General features: G+C 60.7%; 20 protein-coding genes and 3 pseudogenes. 7 read left to right on the plus strand and 16 right to left on the minus strand.

Annotation, left to right across the window (positions count from 1 at the left end):
- Positions 1-27 precede the first annotated feature (27 nt).
- Genes AC5ZFO_RS37230 through AC5ZFO_RS37240 form a run of 3 tightly spaced genes read right to left on the minus strand, consistent with a single transcriptional unit; the run spans position 28 to position 4,687 of the window.
- Complete coding sequence (locus tag AC5ZFO_RS37230; RefSeq protein WP_282521235.1) at positions 28-2,004, minus strand: glycosyltransferase family 2 protein; 1,977 nt, start codon at positions 2,002-2,004, stop codon at positions 28-30.
- Complete coding sequence (locus AC5ZFO_RS37235) at positions 2,004-3,230, minus strand: hypothetical protein (RefSeq protein ID WP_282521236.1); 1,227 nt, start codon at positions 3,228-3,230, stop codon at positions 2,004-2,006. Before AC5ZFO_RS37235 ends, AC5ZFO_RS37230 begins: the two co-directional genes overlap by 1 nt.
- The gene (locus tag AC5ZFO_RS37240; protein ID WP_282521237.1) at positions 3,227-4,687 is read right to left on the minus strand and encodes an HlyD family secretion protein; all 1,461 of its coding nucleotides are present in this window, start codon (positions 4,685-4,687) and stop codon (positions 3,227-3,229) included. Before AC5ZFO_RS37240 ends, AC5ZFO_RS37235 begins: the two co-directional genes overlap by 4 nt.
- Positions 4,688-6,042: 1,355 nt before the next feature.
- Here AC5ZFO_RS37240 and AC5ZFO_RS37245 point away from each other — a divergent pair.
- Entirely contained in the window at positions 6,043-7,062 is a 1,020-nt protein-coding gene (locus AC5ZFO_RS37245) for an ATP-dependent DNA ligase (protein WP_282521238.1), read from the plus strand.
- An 89-nt stretch (positions 7,063-7,151) separates the two neighbouring features.
- Here AC5ZFO_RS37245 and AC5ZFO_RS37250 read toward each other — a convergent pair whose 3' ends face one another.
- The 3 genes from AC5ZFO_RS37250 to AC5ZFO_RS37260 form a co-directional block, all read right to left on the minus strand.
- Positions 7,152-7,379 (minus strand): con-10 family general stress protein, encoded by a 228-nt coding sequence (locus AC5ZFO_RS37250; RefSeq protein WP_282521239.1) that lies wholly within the window; start codon positions 7,377-7,379, stop codon positions 7,152-7,154.
- Between the two features lie 86 nt (positions 7,380-7,465).
- A complete protein-coding gene (locus AC5ZFO_RS37255) occupies positions 7,466-8,617 on the minus strand; it encodes a DUF305 domain-containing protein (RefSeq protein WP_282521240.1) in 1,152 nt (383 codons plus the stop codon).
- Entirely contained in the window at positions 8,584-9,759 is a 1,176-nt protein-coding gene (locus tag AC5ZFO_RS37260) for a zinc-dependent alcohol dehydrogenase (protein ID WP_496123409.1), read from the minus strand. The genes AC5ZFO_RS37255 and AC5ZFO_RS37260 overlap by 34 nt, the downstream gene beginning before the upstream one ends.
- Before the next feature lie 122 nt (positions 9,760-9,881).
- Between AC5ZFO_RS37260 and AC5ZFO_RS37265 the strand changes: the two genes are divergently transcribed.
- Entirely contained in the window at positions 9,882-10,673 is a 792-nt protein-coding gene (locus tag AC5ZFO_RS37265) for an SDR family NAD(P)-dependent oxidoreductase (RefSeq protein WP_496123410.1), read from the plus strand.
- A 15-nt stretch (positions 10,674-10,688) separates the two neighbouring features.
- On the opposite strand, the gene AC5ZFO_RS37270 is transcribed toward AC5ZFO_RS37265, so the two are convergent.
- The 3 genes from AC5ZFO_RS37270 to AC5ZFO_RS37280 form a co-directional block, all read right to left on the minus strand.
- Positions 10,689-11,555 (minus strand): arginase family protein, encoded by an 867-nt coding sequence (locus tag AC5ZFO_RS37270; RefSeq protein WP_496123411.1) that lies wholly within the window; start codon positions 11,553-11,555, stop codon positions 10,689-10,691.
- Between the two features lie 93 nt (positions 11,556-11,648).
- On the minus strand, positions 11,649-11,996 hold the full coding sequence (locus tag AC5ZFO_RS37275) for a hypothetical protein (protein WP_282521243.1): 348 nt from the start codon (positions 11,994-11,996) through the stop codon (positions 11,649-11,651).
- A gap of 81 nt (positions 11,997-12,077) precedes the next feature.
- Complete coding sequence (locus AC5ZFO_RS37280) at positions 12,078-13,352, minus strand: DUF892 family protein (protein ID WP_282521573.1); 1,275 nt, start codon at positions 13,350-13,352, stop codon at positions 12,078-12,080.
- A 228-nt stretch (positions 13,353-13,580) separates the two neighbouring features.
- On the opposite strand from AC5ZFO_RS37280, the gene AC5ZFO_RS37285 reads away from it, so the two are divergent.
- Positions 13,581-13,781 carry a hypothetical protein gene (locus tag AC5ZFO_RS37285; protein WP_212454792.1) on the plus strand — a complete coding sequence of 67 codons (201 nt, stop codon included), beginning with the start codon at positions 13,581-13,583 and terminating at the stop codon, positions 13,779-13,781.
- Here the strand turns inward: AC5ZFO_RS37285 and AC5ZFO_RS37290 are convergent.
- Both AC5ZFO_RS37290 and AC5ZFO_RS37295 read right to left on the minus strand, forming a co-directional pair.
- A pseudogene (locus AC5ZFO_RS37290) lies at positions 13,778-14,893 on the minus strand (NAD(P)/FAD-dependent oxidoreductase). The gene AC5ZFO_RS37285 and the pseudogene AC5ZFO_RS37290 overlap by 4 nt on opposite strands.
- A gap of 137 nt (positions 14,894-15,030) precedes the next feature.
- Entirely contained in the window at positions 15,031-16,536 is a 1,506-nt protein-coding gene (locus AC5ZFO_RS37295; protein ID WP_282521244.1) for an FAD-dependent oxidoreductase, read from the minus strand.
- Between the two features lie 161 nt (positions 16,537-16,697).
- Here AC5ZFO_RS37295 and AC5ZFO_RS37300 point away from each other — a divergent pair, with 161 nt between their 5' ends.
- Positions 16,698-17,213, plus strand: a complete 516-nt coding sequence (locus AC5ZFO_RS37300) for a YciE/YciF ferroxidase family protein (RefSeq protein WP_282521245.1) — start codon at positions 16,698-16,700, stop codon at positions 17,211-17,213.
- A gap of 121 nt (positions 17,214-17,334) precedes the next feature.
- The gene (locus AC5ZFO_RS37305) at positions 17,335-17,796 is read left to right on the plus strand and encodes an inorganic diphosphatase (protein WP_282521246.1); all 462 of its coding nucleotides are present in this window, start codon (positions 17,335-17,337) and stop codon (positions 17,794-17,796) included.
- Between the two features lie 12 nt (positions 17,797-17,808).
- Here the strand turns inward: AC5ZFO_RS37305 and AC5ZFO_RS37310 are convergent, their stop codons facing one another.
- Positions 17,809-19,209, minus strand: coding sequence for a carbohydrate porin (locus AC5ZFO_RS37310; RefSeq protein ID WP_282521247.1), 1,401 nt, complete (start codon positions 19,207-19,209; stop codon positions 17,809-17,811).
- Between the two features lie 132 nt (positions 19,210-19,341).
- Here AC5ZFO_RS37310 and AC5ZFO_RS37315 point away from each other — a divergent pair.
- Positions 19,342-19,587 (plus strand): annotated as a pseudogene (locus AC5ZFO_RS37315) (ATP-dependent DNA ligase); the annotation flags it as partial.
- Here the strand turns inward: AC5ZFO_RS37315 and AC5ZFO_RS37320 are convergent.
- The 3 genes and pseudogenes from AC5ZFO_RS37320 to AC5ZFO_RS37330 all read right to left on the minus strand — a co-directional run bounded on the left by AC5ZFO_RS37320 (position 19,519) and on the right by AC5ZFO_RS37330 (position 23,442).
- Positions 19,519-20,646 (minus strand): alpha/beta fold hydrolase, encoded by a 1,128-nt coding sequence (locus tag AC5ZFO_RS37320; protein ID WP_282521248.1) that lies wholly within the window; start codon positions 20,644-20,646, stop codon positions 19,519-19,521. The pseudogene AC5ZFO_RS37315 and the gene AC5ZFO_RS37320 overlap by 69 nt on opposite strands.
- Before the next feature lie 277 nt (positions 20,647-20,923).
- Positions 20,924-22,309 (minus strand): annotated as a pseudogene (gene dctA, locus AC5ZFO_RS37325) (C4-dicarboxylate transporter DctA).
- A 59-nt stretch (positions 22,310-22,368) separates the two neighbouring features.
- Positions 22,369-23,442: a 4-oxalomesaconate tautomerase gene (locus AC5ZFO_RS37330; RefSeq protein ID WP_282521249.1), complete on the minus strand. Its 1,074-nt coding sequence runs from the start codon at positions 23,440-23,442 to the stop codon at positions 22,369-22,371.
- A 118-nt stretch (positions 23,443-23,560) separates the two neighbouring features.
- On the opposite strand from AC5ZFO_RS37330, the gene AC5ZFO_RS37335 reads away from it, so the two are divergent.
- Positions 23,561-24,493, plus strand: coding sequence for a LysR family transcriptional regulator (locus AC5ZFO_RS37335; RefSeq protein WP_282521250.1), 933 nt, complete (start codon positions 23,561-23,563; stop codon positions 24,491-24,493).
- 60 nt (positions 24,494-24,553) lie between these two features.
- On the opposite strand, the gene AC5ZFO_RS37340 is transcribed toward AC5ZFO_RS37335, so the two are convergent.
- Positions 24,554-24,721 carry a carboxymuconolactone decarboxylase family protein gene (locus AC5ZFO_RS37340; RefSeq protein ID WP_282521251.1) on the minus strand — a complete coding sequence of 56 codons (168 nt, stop codon included), beginning with the start codon at positions 24,719-24,721 and terminating at the stop codon, positions 24,554-24,556.
- Positions 24,722-25,700 lie beyond the last annotated feature (979 nt).

Raw genomic sequence — 25,700 nt, forward strand, 5'->3', positions numbered from 1 at the left:
GGACGCTGATTGTCACCGTGCCTTGCGCTACGCGCCGATAAATCCGCGGCGTAGCAAGCCGGCCAGCGCGCCGCGAAAACTGGCGACGCCAGCGATGTTACCGTGGGACGCGCTGAAGAGCTGTACCACCAGACGCTGATACTGTTCGGCGCTGAGCTCAAGGCGTGCCAGTATCGTGTTGCAGGATCGCGAGACCATCGAAATATCGGTCCATCCCACCCCTTCCAGGTGAATTTTGTAGCGCCAACCGGCAAGCTCGAGCGCCTCGCCTCCCGCGCCCGCGAACCGCACGGAGGTCGGCGATATTGCAAGCAGGCGGCACGACATGAGTTTTCCTTCGCCTGAGAGCCATACAGGCTCGTCCGTTTCGAACATGTGGCCGGGGCGAGGCAATTCAAAGCAGACCACAAACGCGATGAAGGCGATCAGCATCGCGATGGCCGCCCACAGGAGGTTGAAGAAATCGAGCGCGGAAATCTCGCTGGCCGCGTAGGGGGAAATGAACGCCCAAATGATGCTTGCGGCGGAACTTGCTGTGATCAACCCAAAGATGGCGGCGAGCTTCCAGTGGATGCGCGGCGCTGATCGGTCACCGCCCTTGTCCGTGATTTTGAAGGGACGGCCGAACGGCTTAACGATGGCGCTCAGCAGCGTTGCTGTCACCGCAAAGCAGGTGACGGCATGGGTGGCCTCCATGAACAAAGGCAGCGTCCGCGCGCGCGATATCCAGCCCATATAGATAATCTGCCCGAGCAGCGCCGGCACGCCATAGCGCAGGAAGGAATGATAATCGGCTTCGAATGCCGGCAGCCCGCCGAACCAATAAATCGTCGGCGCGATCAACAGCAGCACCATGAAGGGTTTAGAGAACCAGTTCAGCACACCGTGCAGATAATGCCAGCGCTGGGTGAAGCTGAAGCCGCCGCCGAGCAGCGGACCGCCACGCAGCAGGGCAACCTGTATGGTGCCGAGGCACCAGCGAGCGCGCTGGGTAACGTATTCCGGAATTCCTTCGGCTGAAAGTCCGAAACTGAGCGGCTCGTTCAACCAGGACGTGCGATAGCCGTGCGCCAGCATGGTGTAGGTGAGGTTGATATCCTCCGATATTGCCTGGTCGGGAAAGCCGCCGATCTCGTCAAGCCGGTCGCGGCGAACGACAAAGGAGGTGCCGACGCAGAACGCGCAGCCCCACGCATCCTTGGCCGGTTGAAAGATGTCGAAGAAGAAGCGTTGATCGTCGATCCAGCTCTTCGCGGCCAGCAGATTGTGTTGGATCGGATCGGCGTTGTAGTAAAATTGCGGGGTCTGCACGATCGCGACCTCCGGATCGGACAGCAATAGGCCAACGGTACGTTTTAGAAAGTCCCGCCGTGGCGCGAAATCCGCATCGAGCACCAGAATGACGGGTGCGTTGGTCGCGCGGGCGGTTATGGCCAACCCATTATTGAGGTTGCCGGCCTTGGCGCCCTTATTGTCGGGCCGCGTCAGATGACGCGCGCCGACCCGCTCGCAATATTCCCGCAGCCAGTCGCGCCGCGTGTCATCAAGCACCCAGACTGTCGCATTGGTATAGTCGAGCGCCAGTGCGCTCAGAATCGACCGCTCGAGGACTTCGAGAGGTTCGTCATAGGTGCAGATGAAGATGTCGACGGCGGGATGACCATCCTCCCCGGACAAAAGCTGTTGTGCCGCGTCGGCCTCCGCGGTGCGGTCGGTACTGCGGAACAGGATGACGATCGAGATCAGCGTGTACAGGATTGCGAGCAATTCGAACGCAATGAAGAGCCGCGGCCAAAGGCTTTGCGCTGACGGCTCAAACGGCGGCAGCGTATCGTTCCACCGCCACAGCGCATAAAGGACGAGAAGGGCTGCGGTCGTCGCCCCGAACAGAAAGCGGTCTCTGGCACGCAACGGATCCAGCAGTCGCGCCATAACCAAAAGTCCAAGCAGAATTCCGATGTCGATGGTCAAGATGGATGAATTATCGGCGGCGGTTGGTGCCATCAACGTATCCTTTTCCCGGTGAACGGGTTCCAACCTGTTTCGGCCAGTACGGCCCACGCGGTCGCGCCGAGATGCGGGCGGCGGTAGTAGAAGAAGTCGGGATCGCCGCTACCGGTGGGGTCGATCGATAAACCCGTTGTCAGTCGCGCCGGGCGTGAGGCATTGAGCAGGCCGGTTGGTGTCCGGTCCTCATTTAGGTTTGCCAGTAGCCGATCGCTCTCCTGTGCGTTGCCGCTGATCCGGTAGGCCAGTGCCGCCTGCGCCGTGCCCTCAACCCAGAGGCCGTCGCGATCGCCGTTGAAATCGAAGCCGCCAGCGACTGCCAGTTGAGCTTTCGCGAAGCCGAGCGCGCTCTTCCAGACCTCGGGCGATTCAGGAATGGCCATCCAGGGCCAAAGCTGAGCGTCGAGCGCGAGCAGACCTTCGTCCGCAAGATTGCCGTCAAGCTTCGTCCCAAGCAGGAAATGGTCTCCGCGAAAGGCACGATCGAGCAGTCGCCTGGCCTGCCCCGCCGCGCCGTCGTATTTTCGTTCGCCAGTCAAACGAAACAGCCAGCGCGCGGCCGCGTGAACATCGGCATTGTGCTCGGTCGACATCCAGGTGAGCCTGACCTGCTTCGGGTCGTAGCCGTGAAAGCCGCCGTAAAAGCCATCCGAGGAAGCGGTCGCCTCGATGACCCAATCGATCAGACGTCTCGCGTCGACGAGATACTGAGGATCGTCGGTCGCCTGATGGAGCGTCAGCAGTGCCAATGCGGCCCAGGCAACGTTTCCCGTCGAAGTGCCGTCCTGTGCCGCATCCTCCGCCCAGATCTTGGCATGTCCATCCCACCAGCCGGGTAGATTGGGAGCATCCTGCTTCACCGCACCGGCACGATAGGCATTGCGCACGCGGCCGTCATCAAAGCTTCGGTCCTTGCGTGCGGCGCGGCTCAGCGCATTGCCGATGGATCTTGCATCCGACACATTGCCGCAAGCAATCAGCGCAATGGCGGCGAGCGCATTATCGTAGACGAACGCTGTTGTGGCGAGACCAGCCGGAAGGTTCGCTTCATCCGTGCCGGGTTCATAACTCCGGATGAAAGCCGCGTCGGCTGCGCGTGTGTGCGGCGCGACCGCCTTGTCCAACCCGGCGCAGAAAGTGCTTGCGGTTTGCGCCGTTTGGCCTGCGGCCGCCGGCGAGCCCACGACTGCCGCGCACAGTGCCATAAGGATGAGAGGCTTCATCGTGATACGAGGTTGCGAATTCCGGGCGCTCCGTCATCGTCGGCCATTGGTTCCTGCGGCTTCGAGGCGCGGAAAGCATCATGCAGACGAGCGACTCCGGCTCGGCGGGTATCCGCATCCAAAGACACATTTTTCGCGGTGTCGGTGTTGTCTGCGTCGTCCCGAATCCACGAAGCGACAGAATGGCCTAACCGGTGCCAGGTGACCGACATTGAGGGGACCACACCATTCTCGCGCGTCACCGTCACCCATTGGCCGACCGGACAAGAGGATTGGTCTGCAGTCCCCGTTTGCTGCGCTGATGTGCGGTCTCCGCCGGCACCATCCGGCGTGATGATGGCGTAGAGCTCACGCCGTTCGGTTTGCGGAAACGGAACCGCAAAGCGCTCGTCGACCTTGTCGCTGGTCTTCGGTAGCACCGCGCTGACGACGCCGGACTGCAACGAACTTCCGTCGATGCGAACGCGGGTGCCGGGCATCATGCTCTGACCCTGCCGGTAGGAGAAGATGGCAACAACAAAGCGCTTGTCGCAGTCGATGATGGAACTGATGGTATCGCCGGCGTTCACATGCCGTCCCATCGCGGCCCCGACGGTCAACACCTTCCCCTGGCCGTGCGAAAGGACATTGGCATCCGCCAAAGTTGCTAGCCTTCCTTGTTCGGCGTCGATCAAGTACTCCAGGTCGGCGAGTACCGCAGATTGCTGCCTTTCTTCGATTTTCATCCGCCTGGCGTCCAGATCGATGTCCCTGCGCTTCTGAGCCAGATTATTGAGAGCAACCAGTTCGTCTCCAACATAGATCCCCCTGCTCAGGGCATTGAGCTGTGAGATCTTTTGATTCAGCTTGGCGACCTCTGCTTCCGCACCATGCATGGCAGCAGCATATTGCTGGGTCGTCGGCCTAAGCATCTCGATACTTGCGGCATTGCGTGTCACCATATTGCTCTGCCGGTCCACCAAGGCCTTCTTTTCACCGCTCGTAGCGTTGGATTGAGCAACGCGGGCGCGAAGCTCCTCGATCTGCGACTGGAACTGACCCTTAAGTTGGCTGGTCTGGTTAGCGAGTTCGTCGTCGAGGGACGAAACATAGTTGAGATCGGACTCGTGCTTTGCGCGCGTAGCGTCGAGCTTTTGACGCGCATCAGACGCCTTCTCCTGCAGCGAGATGAGCGTCCCCCGATCAAGTCTTGGATTCCTAATCTGCGCCAGCGTGTCGCCATCGCGGACGTCCCGCCCGGGAAGTACTGTCAACAAACCAATTTCGCCGCTGATTGGCGCGGTCAGAAGAGTGACAGGGGCGTTAACCACCGCGCGGTCGGATTGATCTGCGACGATCGGCGGCGCTACCGCTGTCAGCATCAGTACAGACAGAATGCCCGCCACGCCTATGGTGAATATTCTCAATAATGCGGGATGCCCCCGGACAGGGCTGCCGGTTTTGGATCTATCAATCATCAGCATTCTCTCGGTTGGACGTGCCCTAAAAAGCGCTTAACTAGCGATCAATTGCTGGATTTTCCCGACGCTCGCTAAAGACTGCAACAATGCAGAGCCCGTTTAGTTGCTGCCGAAAATGAAGGCGGGTGAACGCCCTGCAGGAAGAGCGTTAGACGCACAACGGACGTGAACGGTAGCTAGCCGATTGGTTCCCGATTTCCGCGCGGTGCGGTCAGTTGCCGCGAGCGAACAGATCCGCACACTGTCGTCAGCTTCGACTATATCAAGGCCGACAGTCGCCCCGACGAATTTGCCCGGGCCTGCGCATCCCTTGTCATCGTTGATGAAGCGCACGCCTGCATGGGAAACGCTCCTTGCGGTCATCTCAAGCGGGCAGCGTTGTTGTTTGCTGTACCCGTAAGAATACGGGGCTGAAAGCTTGGGGAGCCGCCAGCCGGGCGTCGCAACGCAATTTCGCGCGGCCTTTTAGGCCTGGTGTTGACTTCAAAGGTGCGCGCGTTGCCGAAAGTTCCCGTGTCCTTAATTGTACGTCGACGGCGGATGCGTATCGTATATAAACTCTGTCTGCGACCGTCGGCAGGCAGATCTCCGATGGACCGGATTGGATTCACGGGATCAAGGCTGACGGCTACCGGATGCTAGTCAGCTCTCTTTTTTGAAAATTCTCATGCGGACCTTATTCATCATCTTGGGCATTTGGCTGCTGATAAATGCCCTCTTCGTCGTGATCATGCTTCCGCCGCGGAAGCCTCGGAGGTCGAACGGTGAGAGCGGGCCGAGCGGCCTCTGGCCTGCATTGATCAATCGAAGTATCCACTCTCCAGACCAAGACGACGACCGCTTCTCGCTACGCCACGCTCTCATCGCGATTGCGCTCGGCGCCTTCTTTTCCCTAACGCCACCTCTGCTGGAGGTTTACGATGCAATCAGGGCATTCCTTTCCCGGTCAACGACAGGGGAAGGCGGACGAAGATCCGGTTAGCGGTGGACCGCCTGAGTATATTTTTTGCGCTTGCTCGCAACGAGCTCGAAAAAGATTTGAATAACCTTCCCCCAACTCAGACTGACTTACCAACCACTCCTCGCGGCCTTGAAATGTCTACGGCCGGTACGGGGTCCACTGGACTTGATGTCTTGCGGATACTTGAGCTCGCGAGCTTGGGACAATCGGCTGGGTTCGCGTAAACCATGCGGGCCGCCCCTTGCCCTCAACCGGCATTTGGTCGCATCAGCCTTGCGGTCGCCACATAACCGTGGCGGAGGAACATTTCTGAGCAGCTTCGCTTGATGCCGTGGAGATCAAAGGACTTGACGGCGGGTCGTGCAACGCGCTTCGAGAGGTTGAGCCGCGCATGAATCCGATGGAAGCCGAATCTGTCGACCAATTGCCGCGCGGAGCCCAGTGGCAGTATGAGCCGAAGTGGGACGGCTTCCGGTGTCTTTTGATCCGCGACGGCAACCAGATAAGCATGCAATCCAAAAGCGGCCGCGATCTCGTTCGCTACTTCCCGGAGGTTGCCGCGGCCGCTGCCGCCTTATCGCCGAAAGTGCTCACCCTGGACGGTGAGTTGATTGTCCAGCTCGCGGAGGGATATTCATTCGACGCGCTGCTTCAGCGCATTCATCCGGCGGCCAGCCGGGTCAAGCGTCTTGCCGAAGAAAGGCCCGCAAACTTCATGGTTTTCGACCTGCTGCGATCGGGCACGATAGATTTTTCGGTTCTACCGCTCATGAAGCGACGCGCCGCCCTCGAAGCGTTTTCGCGAAAAGCTTTCCGTACCGACGGCCTCTTTCGTCTATCACCGGCGAGCCGCAACTATGCGGATGCCGACGCTTGGCTCAACAGCGTAAATGAGGATCATGACGGCGTGGTCGCCAAGCGCCTCGACCTGCCCTATCGAGGCGGTACCCGGGATGGCATGCAGAAGATCAAGCTGCTGCGATCGGCCGATTGCGTTGTCGGTGGGTTTCGTTATGCAGAGAAGAAGCAGGGCAATCGCAAGGTGGTCGGCTCGTTGCTGCTCGGTCTCTACGACGAGGAAGGCCTTCTGCACCATGTCGGGTTTAGCTCCGGCATCCGGTCATCCGATCGGCTGGCTTTCACGGACCGTCTGGAGAAGATTATCAAATCGCAGAGCTTCAGCGGCAATACACCCGGCGGCCCAAGTCGCTGGTCGACGAAGCGATCAGCCGAGTGGAAGGCCGTGCGCCCGACTTACGTTATTGAAGTGTCGTACGATCACGTAACCGGCGATCGGTTTCGGCACGGCACGAAGATCATCCGCTGGCGACCCGACAAGAAGCCCTCACAATGCCGCATGGATCAGCTTCGTCAGAAGGCAGCCACGCGACCGTTGAAAGCCAGGGCATAGCGGGGGTTGTGGAAGGCCCACGGACGTTTCCAAAAGAATGCAGGCCAGGACATCTCGTCGAGGTCCTGGCCTGCAGGGTCAGTAGAGTCTCAGGACTGGCCGCCCTTGCGTCCGGCTTCGCTGGCCTTTTCGCGATCATTGGCGAAGTTGCCGGGATTGTCCGACGAACTGCCGCCCTGCTGGCCGGGCTTGCTTCCGCCTTGTGTCTGTTGACCCTGCTGGCCGTGGCTCTGCTCGCCACCCTTCTTGCCGGCTTCCGATGCGCGCTGCGGATCGTTGGCGAAGTTTCCTGAGCCACCGCGTTGTTCATCTGCCATCTGTCTTCTCCTTCTTGGTTGCCCGGCCCATGGAAGGCTAGTGGCGAGATCCCCGGCTCGTTCCTTAGACAAACGACGAAGGTTGGTCAGAGATTATTCGCCAGCATACTGCGGGTCGCTTGCCGCACGGCTTCGATGCCACTCACATTTTTCATCAAAGCGATCTCGCCTTGTTGTTCATGTCGTATGGCATGCGCCATCAAGCGCAGGCGCGGATCGCCGGAAGAATGCCATTGGCTATCCGCCATCTGGACGGCCCCTGCATGATGCAGGCTCATCAGGCGAATGAAGACAGCATCGAACTCCCCATCGACCGCGTTGCGCACATCCGCCATTTGTGCCGGCGTCAGATAGCCGGGCATAGCCGCCCGCTCCTCGCCGGTGCAGACCGCCATCGGCTCGCTAAACCATCCGCGCCACCAATGCTCGAAGATACGGTTTTCGCCTACCTGACTGGCCGCCATCAGGGCCGCGAGCGCACGCAAACGCGGATCTTGCGCGCGCTGTTGGCCAACCCTTGCAAGCTCAATACCTTGCTCATGATGCGTTACCATATGGCGCATGTAGCGCTGATCGCTGGCCACATCCCGGCTCAGGATCGGCGGTGGCCAACCCAACCTTTCGACCATGGCAACCAGGCCTAACGTTGCAAGCACGAGGAGTGCTCCGGCCGCCCAGCGTTTGGCAAAGCGTACGGCAGGCGTCGGCGGCGCACGCCCCAGCGGCCAGCGCAGCCAAGCGAACAGGGGGTAGATCGAGGCGGACGAAAGGTGGACGAGAAAGCCGATCCAATAGGGTTGTTGCAAGGTAAAGATCGGCTGAAAGAACGGGAACAGCGGCACAAGCACGAACCACTCGGTCGCCGAGGTAAAGACAGCCCAAGGAATGGCCAGCCAAAAGAGAGTGCCGGGCGCGAGACGGCTCGTCCAGCGCCCGAACAGGCCAAAAAATACCAGCGCCCAGGAGAAATCCGCCCATTGATGAAAGGCGATGCCAAGGGCGATGGCCTGATATGAGGGCGCAGCGCTCAACATGACGTCGCGGCCGGGAATAGCAGCGACCGTCATCCAGTCGACCGCCGCGTCCCGGCCCAACTGCGCTGCCGCAAGCTGGCTGATGAGCGTCGAAAATGTGCTGCTGACGAGGCCGAGCTGCGCGGCCGCCAGCCAATTTGACTTTGCCTCTTTAGCGTCGCCCTCTCCCATCAGCCGAACGGCTTCATCACGACCTTGATGCATCCATCCTGCTTAGCGCGGAACGTCTTATAGAGATCCGGGCCTTCCTCGAGCGTCGCGCGATGGGTGACGACAAAACTTGGATCGATCTCGCCCTTTTCGATGCGTTGCATCAGCTTGGGCAGATAGTGCTGGACGGGGGTCTGGGCCATGCGGAAGGTCAGCCCGCGATTGATGGCGCTGCCCATCGGAATGTTGTCGAGCATGCCGCCATATACACCGACGATCGAGACGGTGCCGAAGTTGCGGCAGCATTGGATCGCCTGCCGCAGCACATGCGGCCGATCGGTTCCCATGAAAGTCGCTACCTTGATGCGATCCATCACGGACTCCTTGCTCGCCATGGTCTCCGGCTCGGTGCCAACCGCATCGATGCAGGCATCATCTCCGCGGCCTTGCGTCAGCTGCTGGATGCGCTCGTAGACATCTTCTTTCATGAAATCCAGCGTGAGCGCGCCCGACTGCATGGCGAGCGTTAGCCGTTCGGGCACTGTATCAATCGCGATCACGCGTTCGGCGCCTAGCAGAAACGCGCTCTTGATCGCAAACTGGCCGACCGGCCCGCAGCCCCAGACGGCGACCGTCTCGCCGCCTTTGAGGTTGCAGAATTCTGCCGCCATATAGCCGGTCGGGAAAATATCGGAGAGAAACAGCACCTGCTCGTCGGTCAGCCCCTCGGGGATCTTATACGGCCCGACGTCAGCATATGGGACGCGCATATATTCGGCCTGGCCACCGGCAAAGCCGCCCAACATGTGCGAATACCCAAAGAGGCCGGCGGGCGAATGACCCCACATCTTCTCGGCCTGCTTGGCATTGGGGTTGGAGCGTTCGCAGCCGGAATAAAAGCCGTTCTTGCAGAAGAAACACTCGCCACAGGCGATGGTGAACGGCACCACGACGCGATCGCCAACCTTGAGCTTGCTGTTGTCCTTGCCGACCTCGACGACCTCACCCATGGTCTCATGGCCGAGCACGTCGCCCCTTTCCATGGTCGGCATGATCCCGTCAAACAGATGCAGATCCGAGCCGCAGATCGCGCAGGCTGTCACCTTGATGATCGCGTCTCGTCCGTCCTGGATCTTCGGATCAGGAACCGTTTCGCAGCGAATGTCGCTTTTGCCGTGCCAGGTGAGGGCTTTCATGGACCGCTCCAAGGGTTGCGCGACCAGACCAAGCCTCAATCTTGCGGCTGGTTCCTAGCCGCTTAGGAACGCTCTCGCCTGTGCCCCATTAGGCTCAAAGCCACGCAAAAAACCGAGAGGGAATGCCTATGGCCGGACAGTTTGCAATCTTAACGGGCGCCTCGACCGGCATCGGCTTTGAGCTCGCCCGGCTCTGCGCCTCCAAAGGATATGACCTTCTCATCGCCGCGGATGAGCCCGAGATCGAGACGGCGGCAGAGGCGCTGCGCAAGGAAGTCAACAGCATCGCCGTTGTGGCGCTGAAAGCCGATCTCGCTACCATTGAAGGCGTCGACAAACTCTACGAGGTGGCACAAGGCCGCAAGGTCGACGTGCTGATGGCCAATGCAGGCCGCGGTCTGGGCCATGCTTTCCTGGATCAGGAGTGGGCGCGTATCCGGCAGGTGATCGACACCAACGTCATGGGCACGACCTATCTGCTCCATCGCGTGGGCCAGGACATGCGCCGGCGCAATGAGGGACGGATCCTTATTACCGGGTCGATCGCCGGCTTTATCCCCGGCAGCTTTCAGGCCGTCTACAATGCCTCTAAGTCGTACCTGAACTCCCTCTCTTTTGCGCTACGCGAGGAACTGCGCGACACGAAGGTGACGGTCACCTGCCTGATGCCGGGTGCCACCGAGACCGAGTTCTTCGCACGGGCAGATATGCTCGATACCAAGGTCGGCTCCGAGGACAAGGACGATGCCGCGATGGTCGCCCGCAAGGGTTTCGAGGCGATGATGTCGGGCGAAGGCGACGTCGTGACCGGTCTCAAGAACAAGATCCAGTCGGCGGTCGCCAATGTGATGCCGGCCGAAACGCTCGCCAAGCAGCATCGCAAACAGGCGGAGCCCGGCACCGCAAAATCCTGAGGGCTCCTCAAGCTGTCATTGATCCGTTGGCCCCTTAGCGGATCGCTGTCGCGCCATGCATCCGAGGGCAACGCAGACGATGCGCGAGGCGGCGAGCACGCCTAAGCCTCGTACGTCCGCATCCGGCACCAGCTCCACGAGATCAAAACCAACGATCCGCGCCCGCCTTGTCACGCCATGTAACAGCTCGACCACGTCGAGATAGCCTAACCCGCCCGGTTGAGGAACGAGAACAGCAGGGATCACGCTGGGATCAAGGCCATCGCAATCGAGCGTTATGATGCAACGGCTGCCCGGCGGGATGTGATCGAGGATGGGTTGCACGCCGTTCTGTCGCACTGTCGCCGCACTGAACAGTGTCGCGCCCCAAGCACGGGCATCGGCGAGATCGACCGCCCGCGAGCCACCAATCCCGCGTTGCCCCACCTGAATGATGCACTCCACCCATGGCATCTCGCTGGCCCGCCGCATCGTGCTCGAGAATGTGTGCTTGAGACCAGCGCGCTCGTCACGCCAGTCGAGATGCGCATCGATCTGCAGGATGGTGAGCGGACCAAACTGCTCGAATCCCGCGAAGAATGGAATGGGGACCGAGTCATCGCCGCCAAGCAGCAGTGGCACGGCACCCGCCTTCAGAATGCTGGCTGTTGTCGATGCGACAAGCGACCGGTTCTCCTGGGGTGTCGCCGGATTGGTCGGAAGATCGCCAAGATCAACGGCCCGCAGCCCCTCGGCCACCAAGGGGCCATTCTGATCGAAATCCCACCGCAAGGGATCACGCGCAATTTGCTGGGTACTTTCGCGAAGGGCTGAAGGAGCACAGGCGGCATGGCTGTTAACGCCTGGCACATGCGGCGTCGCGTCCGGCGCACCAAAGATCACGACATCCGCGCTTGAGAATGTGTCGGGCGCCGCCGCAGGGAGGCCCAGAAAGGTGGCGGGGTGACCGGATGTGTCATGGCATGTATGGAAGGCCTAAATGCCTATTGGTATTGGCAACGGCAATTGCATGTCCGCGAAGCATCCTTCATAGCGGTCGGTAAAGGCATGCAGGGCCTCCGGTATATCGCGGAGCTGGAGGTCGCAGCGTCGCCGCAATTCGTGAACCACTTCAGCCGACGCATCGCGCACCCAGCCTTGAGCGAGATTGAAGACTGCGACCCGGCGCCGACATTTGCATTTCCCCTCCAGCAAATCCATCACAACGGCTTCGAAGTCGCTGCCAAGGACCGGCGCCTCGCACCAGACAGGGGCCGAGGCGCCATGATCGTCCTCAACGAGATCGATGTCCTGCTCGCCATGCTGAGGGACGATGGACGACATCAGAAACGCCTCCGATTACAGCGCATGGTGACCGACGCAGAAGCAAAGCTGCGCAGTTGCTGTGGCACCGCCCTCATCCGCCTACTGTTCGGTCTGTTCGACGGCCGCCGGCATCTTGGCGACCGACATCAGAGACCGCGCGACTTGGTTGAGCAATTGGTCAGCGTTTTCCTCCTCTGCCAGTGACTTCGATAGGAGGCTGACCACGGCGCTATGGCGTAGCTGCTGGGCGAGGTTGCGCGCTGTCGTGTAGCCGGCAATCTCATAATGCTCGACCCGCTGCGCCGCGCCGATCAGGGCGAGGTCGGCCGCGGCGTCTTCCTTCTCCTCGCCCTCGGTCATGACTTCCTGACCTTCTTCGACAAGACCCATCATGCCCTTGCAGGGCTTGGCGCGCGCGGACTTGCCGAGCAACTCAAAGCATTCATTGATGCGCTCGATCTGGGTTTCGGTCTCGCCGAGATGCAGCTCGAACAGCTCGCGCAACTGGTCGAACCGCGCCGCTTCCGCCATCTTGGGAAGCGCCTTCGTCAACTGCTTCTCGGCGTGAAGGATGTCGCGGAGCTCGTCGATCAGCAGGTCGCCAAGACCGGTCTCGTCGACCGGCGGTGAGCTTTCGGTGACGATAGCCGACGCGGGTCCTGGTTCCCCGGCCTGAATGGCCGGCGATTCCGTAAAGACCCATTCGCCGCCCTCGTTCCAGGGCCCGCGGGTGTCGATCTCACCATGATCGCCGGTGCCCGTGGAGTCGTTGAAGAACTGGTCGACGAGACCCGGTGTGGGCGCGATGCGGCCAATGCTGAAGGCCGGCTTGCTCATGCTCTCGAGGGCGAGCGAGAATGCCTTCATATGGGTGATTTCGCGGGTCATGAGGAACTGCAAGGCGTCCTTAGTGCCGGCGTCGTCAGTAAAGTTGATCAGGCGTTCGTAGACGATCTTCGCCCGCGCTTCGGCGGCGATATTGCTGCGCAGATCCACGTCCAGTTCGCCCGTGATCTTCAGGTAATCGGCGGTCCAGGCATTGCCTTGCGAATTGAAGAGGTTCACGCCGCCCCCACCCGCGATCGCGATCAGCGGATCGGCCTCGGCCGCCTGGCGATCAAACTTCGCCGGCTTGAGATGCATGCGGGCCAGCGTACCGACGACTTCCAGATGACTCAGCTCTTCGGTGCCGATATCCATCAGGAGGTCCTTGCGATCGGGGTCCTCGCAATTGAGGCCCTGGATCGAATACTGCATCGCGGCTGCAAGTTCGCCGTTAGCGCCGCCGAACTGTTCAAGAAGCATATTGCCAAAGCGCGGGTCCGGCTCATCGACGCGGACGGTGAACATCAACTTCTTGACGTGGTGATACATGGAAGAGCCTCGGGCTTGAAGGGAGATGAGTCCCGAACAGCCAGGCGCTGCGGTTGTTCCTATCGAGGCGGAAGTGTCTCTGTGGCGGTCCAAGGTGGTCGCGCCAATTCGCTGATCAGATTTCGGCTTCCCGATTCATGGGCCAAAACGATCCGGACCTCATGCTTGCAGGAACGGATGGTTGCCCAGCACATTCATTGTGCGGGAGGCCTTCCGTAGGAGGATCAAATGGACAGCGAAGACGCCTTGGCAAAAGTGAAGGACGTTTCGGAAGGCGTACGTGAGACCGCCCGCACGGTGCGGCAAAGCCTGGAAGAAGGGCAGCCGCCGGGCCAGGCGCTCGCCTTTCTGCGCGACGTGGTGCGAGAGGCCCCGCTGCCCTCGCTGCTCGTCGCCTTCATGCTGGGCTGCCTGATCGCGCGTCGTTAGCCAGCAATATCGCGGTCAATCGCAAGATCATCGAGCAGGGGTGAAGAGCCTCCGGCAAGCAACGCGGCCAGAAGTTCCGCCGCAAGAAAGCTGAAGGTAATGCCGTTGCCGCCATAGCCAAAGGCGGCAAAGATATTCTTGCAGCCGGGCACCGCGCCGATCAACGGCAGGCCGTCATGGGTGGTATCGAAAGCGCCCGACCAGGTGAAGTCGACCCGGTCCGATGCCTGCGGCCAAAGGGCCTTCAGACAATCCTTGAGCGCCGCAACCTTTGCCGGTGTGGCGTCATTGCGAGCCTCGGGCTCGATCAGCGCATGATCATCCTCGCCACCAAGGATGACGCGGCCATCAGCTGTGGTCCGCGCATAATGATAGTTCCGGCTCGCTTCCCAGATCATCGCCTGTTCGGGCCAAAGATTGCCTGGCTGCCGCCGGGTCGCGATAGCCCAACTGGAGGCTGGTCGGGCTGTGAGCTTCACGATGTCGGGTACCACATAGCCGGTCGCGAGCACGACATGGCGCGCCTCGATCGAAAGCCCGCTTTCGAGGCCGACGGTTACGCTTTAAGCCGCGCTATCAAAGGCAACCGCATTGGCCTTGAGAAGGCGTGCACCGCGCTGGACGGAGATATCGAGCAGGCCATGCGTGAGCAGCACGGGATCGGCATCAGCCGCGTCCCTTGACAAAAGGGCGCCCGCCCGCGCGATGCCAAAGCGCTTCAGCAGCGAGGCATGATCGAGAAAGCGGGATGGCTGATCGGCGCGGTTTCTCAGCGCATATTCATCCTGAACAAGCTTCGGACTGTCATCGACAGCGAGATAGAGCGAAAGACGAGGCCGCATCTGGCAGGCTATTCCATGATGGGCAACGAGAGACAGCAGGCCTTGCGCGGCATGGTGGCTGGCCCGATAGCAGCGCACGGCTTTCTCGAAGCCGTAGAGCTGCGCGAGCTCAAACAATGGCCGGTCGATTTCCCAGAGCAGCATGGCGGTGCTGGCCGCCGTGCTGCCGAGACTGGGAAGTTCGCGGTCGATAACAACAACCTGGTGGCCTTGCCGGGTCAGGCGCTCGGCCACCAGTGCGCCGGTAATACCGGCGCCAATGATCAGAATCCCGCAACGAGAGCTTTCAGCGATCGGTTCAATCGGCCGCGGCGGCAGGACGGCCCACGGTGTACGCGGGCTGCGCAGATCATCCTGCTCGATGTCATCGCCCTTGAAGATGGAACGCTCCCAAGTGCCTTGATCCGCTAGACCTTCACCGCGCGCAAAGCCGACACGGCCGGTGCATTGATCGGCTGTCCGTTGGGGGCAAAGATCGAACCGTGGCACGGGCAGTCCCAGCAGCTCTCAAAGCTGTTCCAGTGCAGATGACAGCCGATATGGGTGCAACTGGCCGAATGAAGATGCAGTTCGCCGGCCTTGTCCTTGTAGGCGGCGATCTTTTCGAGACCTCGGCGCAGGATAGCGCCCTCACCCGGCTCAAGCTCTTCGAGGGAAGCGATTTCACCCGGTGCCACGTATTCCGCGAGATTTTGCAGGATCGTCATGTTCTCGCGTAGGAAGTTCCGCGCCGCTGCGAGCGGCTTGCGATCCGGCGCATAGACGGGCTTCCAGGGATGATCTTCGCCCAGAATGAGCGCCGTGTTCAGCATCGCGCCCATCACGCCATGGGTTAGACCCTGGCCTGAATCTCCCATCGCGAGGTAGATACGCTCGCTGCCGGGCTCGCGGCCGATGAAGCCGGCATAGTCGATCGTGTCGAGAACCTGACCCGACCAGCGATGGGTGATGCGGCCCAAAGCCGGAATCAATTCGCGTGCCCAGCTTTCCAGCCCGGCAAAGCGTTTGTCGGCGTCGTTGGCTTCGCCGCTTTTATGGTCTTCGCCGCCGACAAGAACGAAATCATGATCGTCTGGGCCGGTTTGCAGCCGTACATAGTGGTAGGGATCTTCGGTGTCCCAATAGAGCGCATCGGGAAGTTCGCCCCGTTCAATGGCGAAAGCGAGGACATACGTGCGATAGGGAGCCACCTTCGTGTGCAGTTGAAAGCGATCGGCGATGGATGCGTTGGTCGCGATCACGGCGTGGCTGGCCGTGACCTGCCCTTGCGATGTTCGCAGCGTGACGGCGCCGTCCTGCTCGGCAACTTCTTCCACTGGACTGTTGGCAAAGAAACGAACGCCGCCGCTCTCGCAAACGGCCGCAAGTCCGGCGAGATATTTAAGGGGGTGGAATTTTGCTTGGCGTGGATATCGAAGGACATGCCGGTTCTCGCAGCCGTTGAGCGGCACGCCGACCAGCCGGTGAACGGGAGCGCCGACCTCGCGCACCGCTTCCAGCTCCTCATCGAATATATCGGCCGGCATGCCGTTGCCTTGAAAAAGATAGCCGTCAGTACGGAGGAAATCGCAGGCTATATTCTCGCCGGCCTGGATGTCCTCGATCCGGTCGACGGCGGCAGCCTGACTTTCGTAGAACAGCTTGGCGGCATCGGCGCCGCGCATCTTCTTGAATTCGCACATCAGATCATCACAAAGCGGCGCAAGGTGCGCCGACGTGCGCGCCGTCATACCGCTTGCGATGCCTTTGCGATCAATGACAATGACCGACAGGCCGCGTTTCATGAGTTCGTACGCCGTCGAGAGCCCGGCGATGCCGGAGCCGACCACGGCGACATCGCAGTGCACATCGCCTTTGAGCGCTCCCGCTTCCGGCAGGATCTCGGTCTCCATCCAGAGCGATGTGCTGACCATGTTGAACTCCACCCAAAGAGGCAAAACGCGGCCTGTTCGCGCGGGTTCCGGCGGACGCGCGATACGCCACGTCATCATCTTCCCGGCCGGCTGCGGCGTTGTCGCATAGGAACTGTCACGCTGAGCGTGCGTTTCCCCCGCTTTGGAGCAAGGAGTAAGCCATGGGACTATTCACCAAAGACATCAAGACGATGGACGACCTGCTGCTGCATGGCTTGCAGGACATCTATTATGCCGAACGGCAGATCACCAAGGCCTTGCCGAAAATGATCGACAAGGCCACCAACCGTGATCTGGCCACGGGCCTCAAGAACCATCTTGAGGAGACCAACAAGCAGATCGAACGGCTTGAGAAGGTCTTCGAGAAACTCGGCCAATCGCCAAGCGGCACGCAATGCCCGGCCATCGACGGCATCATCAAGGAAGCCGATGAAACGGCCGGCGAGATCGAAGACAAGACGGTGCTGGATGCGGCGATCGTAGCCAACGCGCAGGCCGTCGAGCACTACGAGATTTGCCGCTATGGCACCTTGATCGCTTGGGCGGAAGAGCTCGGCCACGACGACATCGTGCGCTTCCTGGCGACGAACCTCAACGAAGAGAAGGCGGCGAACACCAAGCTCAACACAGTCGCGTTGCGCAAGGGCGTCAACAAGAAGGCCTCCACCGCCGCATGATCCGGCAGGGCCCGACGGATCGTTTTCCAGCGGGCCTGCTACTCCTTTCGAGGCCAAGTCATCCGTCATGACTAATCTCACAAAACTGCCGAGTTGGGCCGACGTGAACAACATCTTCGCCGTGGTCGAGACGCCGCGCGGCAGTTCGTGCAAGCTCGAATTCGATCCTAAGCTCGGTGCTTTTGCTCTTGCGAAGCCGTTGATGGCGGGCCTGACCTATCCCTACGATTGGGGTTTCATTCCCTCGACCAAGGCCGAGGATGGCGATCCACTGGATGTGCTGATCCTGCACGACGCGCAAACCTATCCCGGTGTTGTGCTACGCTGCCGGCCGATCGGCATTCTCGAAGTCGAGCAGAAGAAAAAGGGCAAGAGCGAGCGGAACGACCGCATTTTTGCGGTGCCGGACCGGTCCCCGCTCGAAACGAATCTTAAGGATATCCGCAGTCTTCCATCGCATGCGCGCGATGATCTCGAACAGTTCTTCCGGGCAACGAATGCCCTGGAGAACAAGGAGCTGAAGTTTCTCGGATGGCATGGGCCGAACCGTGCGACCAAGGCCATCAAACGGCTGGCCCGCTGAACCGCACGCAAACTAGAACTTCAGAGTCGTTCGCAGGCCAAGCACGGTCGCATTGTGAAGAACCTTACCGGGCATTGCACTGGAAGGGCTGGTGGCGCCTCCGCCCGGATGGATGATGTATTGAAGATTGGGCTGTAACGTCCACCCGTCTCTGATCTGATATTGATACACGGCTGTCAGAAGGCCTTCGAAACTTCGCATCGGCCAGGTTGGATCGACGAATGTGCGATAGTCCGCATCGAGCGTCTGCGCGCGTTTCGACACATGCGCGTAGCCGGCCGCGATTCCGAACTTGTCGTCCGGACGGCGGTCGTTGAGTCCGATGAACTCGATGCCAGCATCGGCGTAGCGATCGATGAGATTGCGGTCGGCGGGCGCACCCGAGACGCGCGCAAAGATGCCGATGCCGCGATCATCGCTTTTCGGCACACGATAGAGCTTCTGCTCGAATACCATCCAGCCGCCGACATCACCGGACAAGAGCAGAGGTTCGCCGCTGCTAACGGGTGAAGCGAGTGAGACGCCATTGGACGCCAATCTCTGATCGGCGAAAGACCCAAAATGTCGCCAGCCGCCAAACTTGATCTGGCCGGCCGGGTTCGGATCGCCCTTCGTGTTATTCCAGGCATACTGGATCTGGCCGAGCAGGAGGGGCGGATCGTTGACGCGGAAGTTGACGCCATAGCGGTTACGCTCCTGCGGATCCCCGGGGCCGGGCCCAGCCTGATCGCCATCGAAGATGCCGCCAAGAACGGACAACTGCTCAGTGACATTCACCAGAAGCCGGGCTCCCATGGCAGCCAAGGGAGGCGACGGACCGCCGCTCGGCAGATCAAGCGAGGTAATGGCTGGCCAGCCCATGGAGGCGTTGGTCAAGACGTCGGTGTATTTGGTATTGAAGAACTCGCTGTCGGCAGCGAGTTGCCCCACCTTGAGCGAGACTTTCTTGTTGCCCCACTGCTTTTCAAAATACGCCTCGTAAAGACGCGTGGAGGGCAACGCCTCGATCCCGCTGACCACAAGATAATTCTGTAGACTTCCGCGCGACAACCCGCCGCCATGGATCTGGAACATGTTGGCATGGAATGTCAGCTGGTCGAGGCCGGCGAGCTTTTGCAGGTCTAGGTCCACGGCGAGGTTCAACCGACCTTCGTAGACAGAACCCTGTTTCAGTCCGCCGGAAGGGTTGTCCAACACTTCGCCGATATAGGTGGCTGCGAATTTGACGCCGTACTTTTGCAAGGGATTGGGCAGAAGACCAAGCGTCTTTTCCTCCACGGTGCTTTCGCCTGTGTCGGGATCGGCGGGTTTATCGTCGTCGGTCTTCTTGTTTTCCTGGGCGGCCGCCGTTCCCGCCGCAAAGAGAGTGGCGGCAAGAAGCAATCGGCCAAGTCGTCTTTTGGTACGGCTCACAGTTTCGATCCTGAACGGCGGGACGCCCGCACATCGGGCCATGTGATCGGCTTCAATTCAAGCCCGTTGATCGAAGAGTTTGCTTTGCAATCGCAAGACTAACCTATGTTAAGCGCGCGCAAAGTTCCCTCGTCCTGGCACATCAAGGCGAGCTCGGCCATCATCGACGGCGAGGTCGTGGTGCCGGCCGCCGATGGCAGCACCGATTTCTCCGTCTTGCAGACCGAGCTAAAGGGCACCTCGACCAAGATGGTACTCGTGGCCTTCGACCTGCTTTATCTCAACGGCAGGGACATCCGGAAGGTGCCGCTATTCGAGCGCAAGGCCGCACTGAAGAAAATCCCGATCGGCTACGACGCGGCGGCCGTCGACCCGTTCGTAACTTTCGCGTAGGGCCGACATGACCTCCTCCGTCGCGGTCTGATGGATCATGTGGCCGTTTCCCGCGATCCGGTGAAAACTGCTGTGCGGTATGTCGGAATGTAGCCTGGCCGACTGGGCCTCGGTATCGACGAGTTTGTCCTGCGCGCCCGCGATGATGGCCACCGGCATTTTGAGATCGCCGTAGTACCCGCGCTCCCTCAGCGCGTCCGGTACCATCAGCGTGGCTTCCGCCGCGGCCGCCCTCAGTTGGGACGGCCGGAGCGCCATTTCCTTCGGAAAACCATTGAACTTTGCGGGCACAAGTCGCGGTCCGAACATCTTCGCCATCATCATCGGCCAGGCGAGCCGCTCGACCAGAGGCGAAAGGGTATGGCTGAGAATGTCGCCGACCAGGGGCAGCGAGGCCGGCAGGGATATGAAGGTGTCGGACCGGACAGAAGGATAGTAGTATCCCGAGGCGAGAACCAGTCCCCGGACGAAGGCGGGATACTGGTGGGCCATTGCGACGGCGACCGGTGCGCCCCACGAGTGACCCAGAACGATCGCTGTGGAAACGCCGATCTTTTCCAGCGCAAGCTTCAATAGCTTAGCTTGAGCATCCGGTGTCCATACGACACTACGCGGGCGCCTGCTGTGTCCGAACCCTGGGCGGTCGAATGCGACGACGCGGTATTGCCTGGCCGCAATGTCGAAGAGCCCGCTGCACTCAAAATCCTGAACCACGCTGCCGTTGCCATGCAGAAGGACGATCGGATCGCCATCGCCGCGCTCCATGTAGTGCAGCCGGACGCCGTTCGCTTCGACGAAGCGGCCCTTGGGCGGATTTTTTGCTTCCGCCCGTTTCGCGAGGTACCGATTGACTGCTGCGATTGCCACCATGGAGGCAACGATGATGGACGCGGACGCGATCAGGAAGCCGCTGGGCGCGGCCGAACGGGGTCGGCGCGCGTAGGCCGCTTGGACGACTTTCATCGGAAGCTTTCTGCAGTGGCCGGCAATCCGCACGGCGTCCGAAAATGTTTCGGAGCAGGATGAACATGCGGCGATCGACATCGTTCCAACCCAAGCCTTGGCCACCTTTTCGGCTCGCCAGTTGTCGGAAACAATGGGTCAACGTTCTTGGCTCACCGATCCGAACCCGGAGTTCGGCGAGTGCACTGCTCTCCGAGTCCGAGGAGGCCGGCTGATGGCCGTCAGTTGGGCGGACACTCGGGGCAGGTATCGGCGATGTATGACAGCTGAACCAGCGGACAATCTGGATCGCCCCAGTTTCGATCAACCGGCCAAGCTTCTGCATCCGCAAAAGCTCACACGGCCAAATATCATCCCGTCAAGCAGCCGATTGCGTTGTCGATGTCCAGCACGTGTCCTCGCGCGCCGCCGTTACCTCGCTGGTATTCGGTCGGGCCGCCTCCTTGAGAGTGTCTCTCAGTCCCAGCTCACGGGCCAACACTTGACGGTCACAGGCATTCTCCCACAGCGACACGATGATCGCCGCCACGCAGTTGCTGATCATGCTGGTCAGCGCCCTCGCTTCCGACATGAAACGATCGATACCGACGAGCAGCGCCACGCCGGTTACGGGCAAGTCCGGCATGACAGTGAGAGTTGCGACAAGCGCGACGAACCCGCTGCCAGTGACGCCGGCCGCCCCTTTTGACGTCAGCAGCATCAGTCCGAGCATTGCCGCAATCTGTCCCCAAGACAGATGGATGTCGCAGGCCTGCGCGATGAAGATGGACGCCAGAGTGAGATAGATGGCGCTGCCGTCCAGATTGAAAGAGTAACCCATCGGCAGCACGAGTCCTGATACGCCTTTCCGGCATCCGAGCTGCTCCAGCTTGCGCAGCGCGCCAGGCAGCGCCGGCTCCGACTACGACGTGCCGAGCACGATCAGCAGTTCTTCCCTGAAGTAGCGGATGGTCTTCCACAGGCTGAAGCCGTTCAGCCGCGCCAGCGTTCCAAGCACGACAACCACGAAGATGGAGCAGGCGATATAGAATGTCAGGATCAGCAGTCCGAGTGAGCCAATCGAACGAATGCCATAGCGGCCCACCGTGAACGCCATGGCGCCAAAGGCGCCGAGCGGGGCAAGCTTCATGACGAAACCGAAGGCCACAAACAGCACATGAGAGAACGAGGTGACGGCCTTGGTCACTACCATACCGTCGTCGCCGACCCGGCTCAGCCCAAAGGCGATGAGAATGGAGACCAGCAGGACTGGCAGCACTTCGCCATCGGCGAATGCGCCAAAGAACGAATGCGGGATGATGTGCAGCATGAAGTCCGCAAATCCGCTCGCACCTGCCTGCTTGGCGAATTTCGCAGCAACCGACGGATCCAGCGTACTGACGGACACATGCATGCCGACGCCCGGCTGGATCAGCAATACGGCAACCAGCCCGGCCAGCAGCGCGAGCACGGTCAGCAGGTAGAACAGCGCCATGGATTTCACCAGCGTGCGGCCGACCTCGCGGGAATCGCTGATGCTGTTGATGCCGCTGACGATGGTGCAGAACACGATCGGCGCGATCATCATCTTGACCAGCTTGACGAAACCATCCCCCAGGGGCTTCAGCGCGGCACCAAATTCGGGCCAGAGGTGGCCGGTGAGGACGCCCAAGACGAGGCCAATCAGCACCTGGACGTAGAGGACCCGGTAGAATGGCTTTCTCATGTCGATGCGCGCAGATGCAGCCAGCGCTTGCGTGTGCATTCTCGTTTCTCCCAAAATTCCGCTTTTTCGGCTCTGATTTTTCTCAAGGCGGACCGAGTTCAGGCCGCCAGGATCGAATGAGGCACGTGCGCTCGCCGGGCGAAGACGTGACCTTGGAAAATTCGACGGGCCGTCCGCTGCACCCGCGCAACCGGGCCGGGCTCCAGCCGAACCACGAGCTGGCCGGAGGGATGGGTGAGCGTGATCGGCACCGGCGGCGCGAGCGGCCCGACCATCTCTGCGGCGATCGTCCCTGACGTCACGCACGCCGTCGCAATCGCCACCGCGCCGGTCACCGCCAGAGCGCTATGGCAGTCGTGCGGCATGAAATACCGCGTGTTCAACGTCGCTTCCGTCGCGGGAGCAATCAGGACCGGTTTCGGAATCACCATCGACGCCGAGTTTGGAAACCCCATCCGGCGTCCGGCCTCGACGCGCAAGCTCTCGAGCCGCGCGCGGAAGCCGCTGTCGACGAACTCCGAAGGTGCCTCACGACCGGTCCATCCCAGATCCGCCGCGCGGACCAGCATGACGGGCATGGCTGCGTCGATGCAGCTGACTTCGATCCCTTCGATGCGGTCGACCGGCCGTCCTGTCGGCAGGAGGCGACCGGTGCGCGCGCCGGCCGCGTTAGGGAACGACAGTTCGATGGGCGCGGCCGTTCCCGGCACCCCGTCAATCCGCGCCTCGCCTTCATAGGTCACCCGCCCGCCCGGGGTGGAAACCGTCGCATCGATCAGCTTGCCGGTGTTGACATTATGGATGCGCACCTGGGTGCGATCTGCGGCAGCGGCGACCAGACCGGCTTCGATTGCGAACGGTCCCACCGCTGCCAGCATGTTTCCGCAATTGGGTGAGGTATCGACCATCCCCTCGCGAACCCGCACCTGGGCAAACAAATAATCGACATCGGCGCCGGGCACCGATGCCGGTCCGATGATCGCGACCTTGTTGATGACGGCATTGCCGCCGCCGATTCCATCGATGCCCAGATCGTGCCCGCCCCCCATGACCGACAGGAGGATCGCATCGCGCGCCCCGGGATCGGCCGGGAGATCGCTGGCCAGGAAAAACGGCCCGCGCGAGGTTCCGCCGCGCATGACCACACAGGGAATGGCAATCTGATCGTTCATTGGAGCTGTTCCGTTCGGCGACATCTTCGCACGAACAGAGCATGGGGTCTTGCAACTCTTCTGTAAAATGCAAATATCTGAAGTATTAATGCGTCATTCGGTATAATAGGAACCAGCCATGAACGCAGAATTGCTCGACCTCAAGGCGTTCATTACTGTCGCGGAGACTGGAAGCTTTGTCCGCACCGCCAAGGCGCTGAACCTGTCGCAGCCGGCGCTCAGCCGACGCATTCAGAAGCTGGAAGAAAGCCTCGGCGCGCCGTTGCTGGAACGCTCGACGCGTCACGTCAATCTCACCATGACCGGCCGCGACTTCCTGCCGAAGGTGCGCCGTCTCATCGACGAGTTCGAGACCTCGGTGCTCGCCATCCATGATATCGGCGCGCGCAGTTCGGGCTTGGTCTCGGTGGCTGCGGTGCCGACAGCGGTGTTTTATTTCCTGCCGCGTGCGATCGGCCGTTTTGCCGAGGCGTATCCGCGCATTCGCATCCGGATTCTGGATATCGGGGCCAATGAGGGATTGGAAGCGGTCGCGCGCGGAGAAGCCGACTTCGGCATCAATTTCATCGGCGCTTCGCATGCCGAAATCGAATTCGAGAAACTGGTTGAAGATCCTTTCGTCCTGGCCTGCCGCCACGACCATCCGTTGGCATCGCGCAAACAGGTAAGCTGGTCGGAGATCGTGTCGCACCGTGTTATTACCGTCGGTCGCAATAGTGGTAACCGCGCGTTGATCGACAATGCGCTGGCCCGACACGGCCTGCAGCTGAACTGGTCCTATGAAGTTGCTCACCTCTCCGGTTCACTCGGTCTCGTCGAAGCGGGACTGGGCATCGCCGTACTGCCGAGGCTTGCGACGCCGGCCGCCGGCCATCCGATCATTCACACCATCAGGTTGACCGAGCCGGAGGTGTCGCGGACGATCGGAATCGTGCGCAGGCACGGGTCGACGCTATCCCCTCATGCCAGCCAATTTCTCAAGATGCTCCTCGAGGCATGGCGCTCGCCTTCCCGGACGACTATTCGCGGTAGGCCGCGCCCCCGACCCTAGAGCCAAAGACGACCACCAACGTCGCTTACAATCTCTGCGGCCGTTCGTCTTGGCCGCGTGTCAATGAGAAACGTTGAGCGCGACGAGAAAGCGTGAGACCATGTTGTACGCAGCGATGGTCGCCACGACTTCCACGATCCCGTCGTCGTCGAACGTTTCCCTGAGCCTCCCAAAGAGTGCGTCCGACACTATGATATCGCGCGTCATCGCATCGGTAAGCTCGAGCACAGCGCTTCGCGGGAAGCGAACGCTGCCGCGATGCCATCCTGTTTGAGAGTCTCGATCTTCTCGTCGCTAAGACCAGCGCGCTTCGCGATCGGCGCGTGGGCGGAAATTCAGACCCCGCACATGCTCCACAAGCCTGCTCACGTTGGCTGTGAAAAGATTATTCTTGACCTCCGGTGCAAACGTCGTGCACACGCCGCCTTCTAACCGATAGAAACACTTGAACTCTCGCTCCAATCCATCATGGGCAAGTTTGAGCTAGCTTCAGACGAACGGCGGCTAGTCCGCGCTCTGTCGCTAGCCTTGCATCGACACCTGGCAGCTTTTTTGGGGATCCGCCACGAGAACGTGCTTGGCAACCGGCCGACCGAGGGTAGCCGCACGTATGACCACAGGGAAGCAGGCTAGCTGTATCCTGGCGCGAATGAGACACACCCCCGCGTTCTCGCGGCGGATTTCCCCCGAGCTTTGCATCTCCGCCTGCCCTCTCAGTCAAGAGGGCGCAGGGAAGGTCGGTGCCGGCTGGCACCCGCGGTCCGCTGCGCGAAAGGACACGCAGGAAGAACCGCACAGCAGCATACAGGTGAAGCCCAACACACAGCCTTCCCTGCGCAGTGGTCGGACGGCTTATGCCGCGCTCTCCCGGGAGCCGAGTTCCTTCTGGCCTCCCTCGCCCCAGCGAAATTCACCGGCATCGCGCCGGTTGACGCGATTGTCGCCTCCGCAAGAGCTTGCAACGACGGCCAGGACCACACGTCTATATTTTGGCATTCGGTGAAACACGCTGAAACTAAGAAAACCCTTTAAAACAAGCGGCTTTTGATTAGCCTGATGCGGGCTGTTTCAGCGGGCTTCACCAAAATAAGGGCCCGGCCCTAGGCCTTTCAGCGTCCGCACGACAAACTGAAAGCCTCGAAGCCGAGCCCTTTGGTCCCAGGCCTTACGAGCCGAAACCACATGGATACTACCATTGTCCCCTCCC

The sequence above is a fragment of the Bradyrhizobium sp. Unk1 genome (assembly GCF_059512345.1).

Bases quoted from the DNA above. Each gene is read 5' to 3' on its own strand.
- AC5ZFO_RS37260 (WP_496123409.1), bottom strand. From the start codon at position 9,759: ATGAAAGCCCTCACCTGGCACGGCAAAAGCGACATTCGCTGCGAAACG.
- AC5ZFO_RS37230 (WP_282521235.1), bottom strand. From the start codon at position 2,004: ATGGCACCAACCGCCGCCGATAATTCATCCATCTTGACCATCGACATC.
- AC5ZFO_RS37295 (WP_282521244.1), bottom strand. From the start codon at position 16,536: ATGGTCAGCACATCGCTCTGGATGGAGACCGAGATCCTGCCGGAAGCG.
- AC5ZFO_RS37245 (WP_282521238.1), top strand. From the start codon at position 6,043: ATGAATCCGATGGAAGCCGAATCTGTCGACCAATTGCCGCGCGGAGCC.
- AC5ZFO_RS37265 (WP_496123410.1), top strand. From the start codon at position 9,882: ATGCCTATGGCCGGACAGTTTGCAATCTTAACGGGCGCCTCGACCGGC.
- AC5ZFO_RS37255 (WP_282521240.1), bottom strand. From the start codon at position 8,617: ATGCATCAAGGTCGTGATGAAGCCGTTCGGCTGATGGGAGAGGGCGAC.
- AC5ZFO_RS37250 (WP_282521239.1), bottom strand. From the start codon at position 7,379: ATGGCAGATGAACAACGCGGTGGCTCAGGAAACTTCGCCAACGATCCG.
- AC5ZFO_RS37335 (WP_282521250.1), top strand. From the start codon at position 23,561: ATGAACGCAGAATTGCTCGACCTCAAGGCGTTCATTACTGTCGCGGAG.
- AC5ZFO_RS37320 (WP_282521248.1), bottom strand. From the start codon at position 20,646: ATGTCGATCGCCGCATGTTCATCCTGCTCCGAAACATTTTCGGACGCC.
- AC5ZFO_RS37240 (WP_282521237.1), bottom strand. From the start codon at position 4,687: ATGATTGATAGATCCAAAACCGGCAGCCCTGTCCGGGGGCATCCCGCA.
- AC5ZFO_RS37235 (WP_282521236.1), bottom strand. From the start codon at position 3,230: ATGAAGCCTCTCATCCTTATGGCACTGTGCGCGGCAGTCGTGGGCTCG.
- AC5ZFO_RS37330 (WP_282521249.1), bottom strand. From the start codon at position 23,442: ATGAACGATCAGATTGCCATTCCCTGTGTGGTCATGCGCGGCGGAACC.
- AC5ZFO_RS37280 (WP_282521573.1), bottom strand. From the start codon at position 13,352: ATGTATCACCACGTCAAGAAGTTGATGTTCACCGTCCGCGTCGATGAG.
- AC5ZFO_RS37285 (WP_212454792.1), top strand. From the start codon at position 13,581: ATGGACAGCGAAGACGCCTTGGCAAAAGTGAAGGACGTTTCGGAAGGC.
- AC5ZFO_RS37275 (WP_282521243.1), bottom strand. From the start codon at position 11,996: ATGTCGTCCATCGTCCCTCAGCATGGCGAGCAGGACATCGATCTCGTT.
- AC5ZFO_RS37300 (WP_282521245.1), top strand. From the start codon at position 16,698: ATGGGACTATTCACCAAAGACATCAAGACGATGGACGACCTGCTGCTG.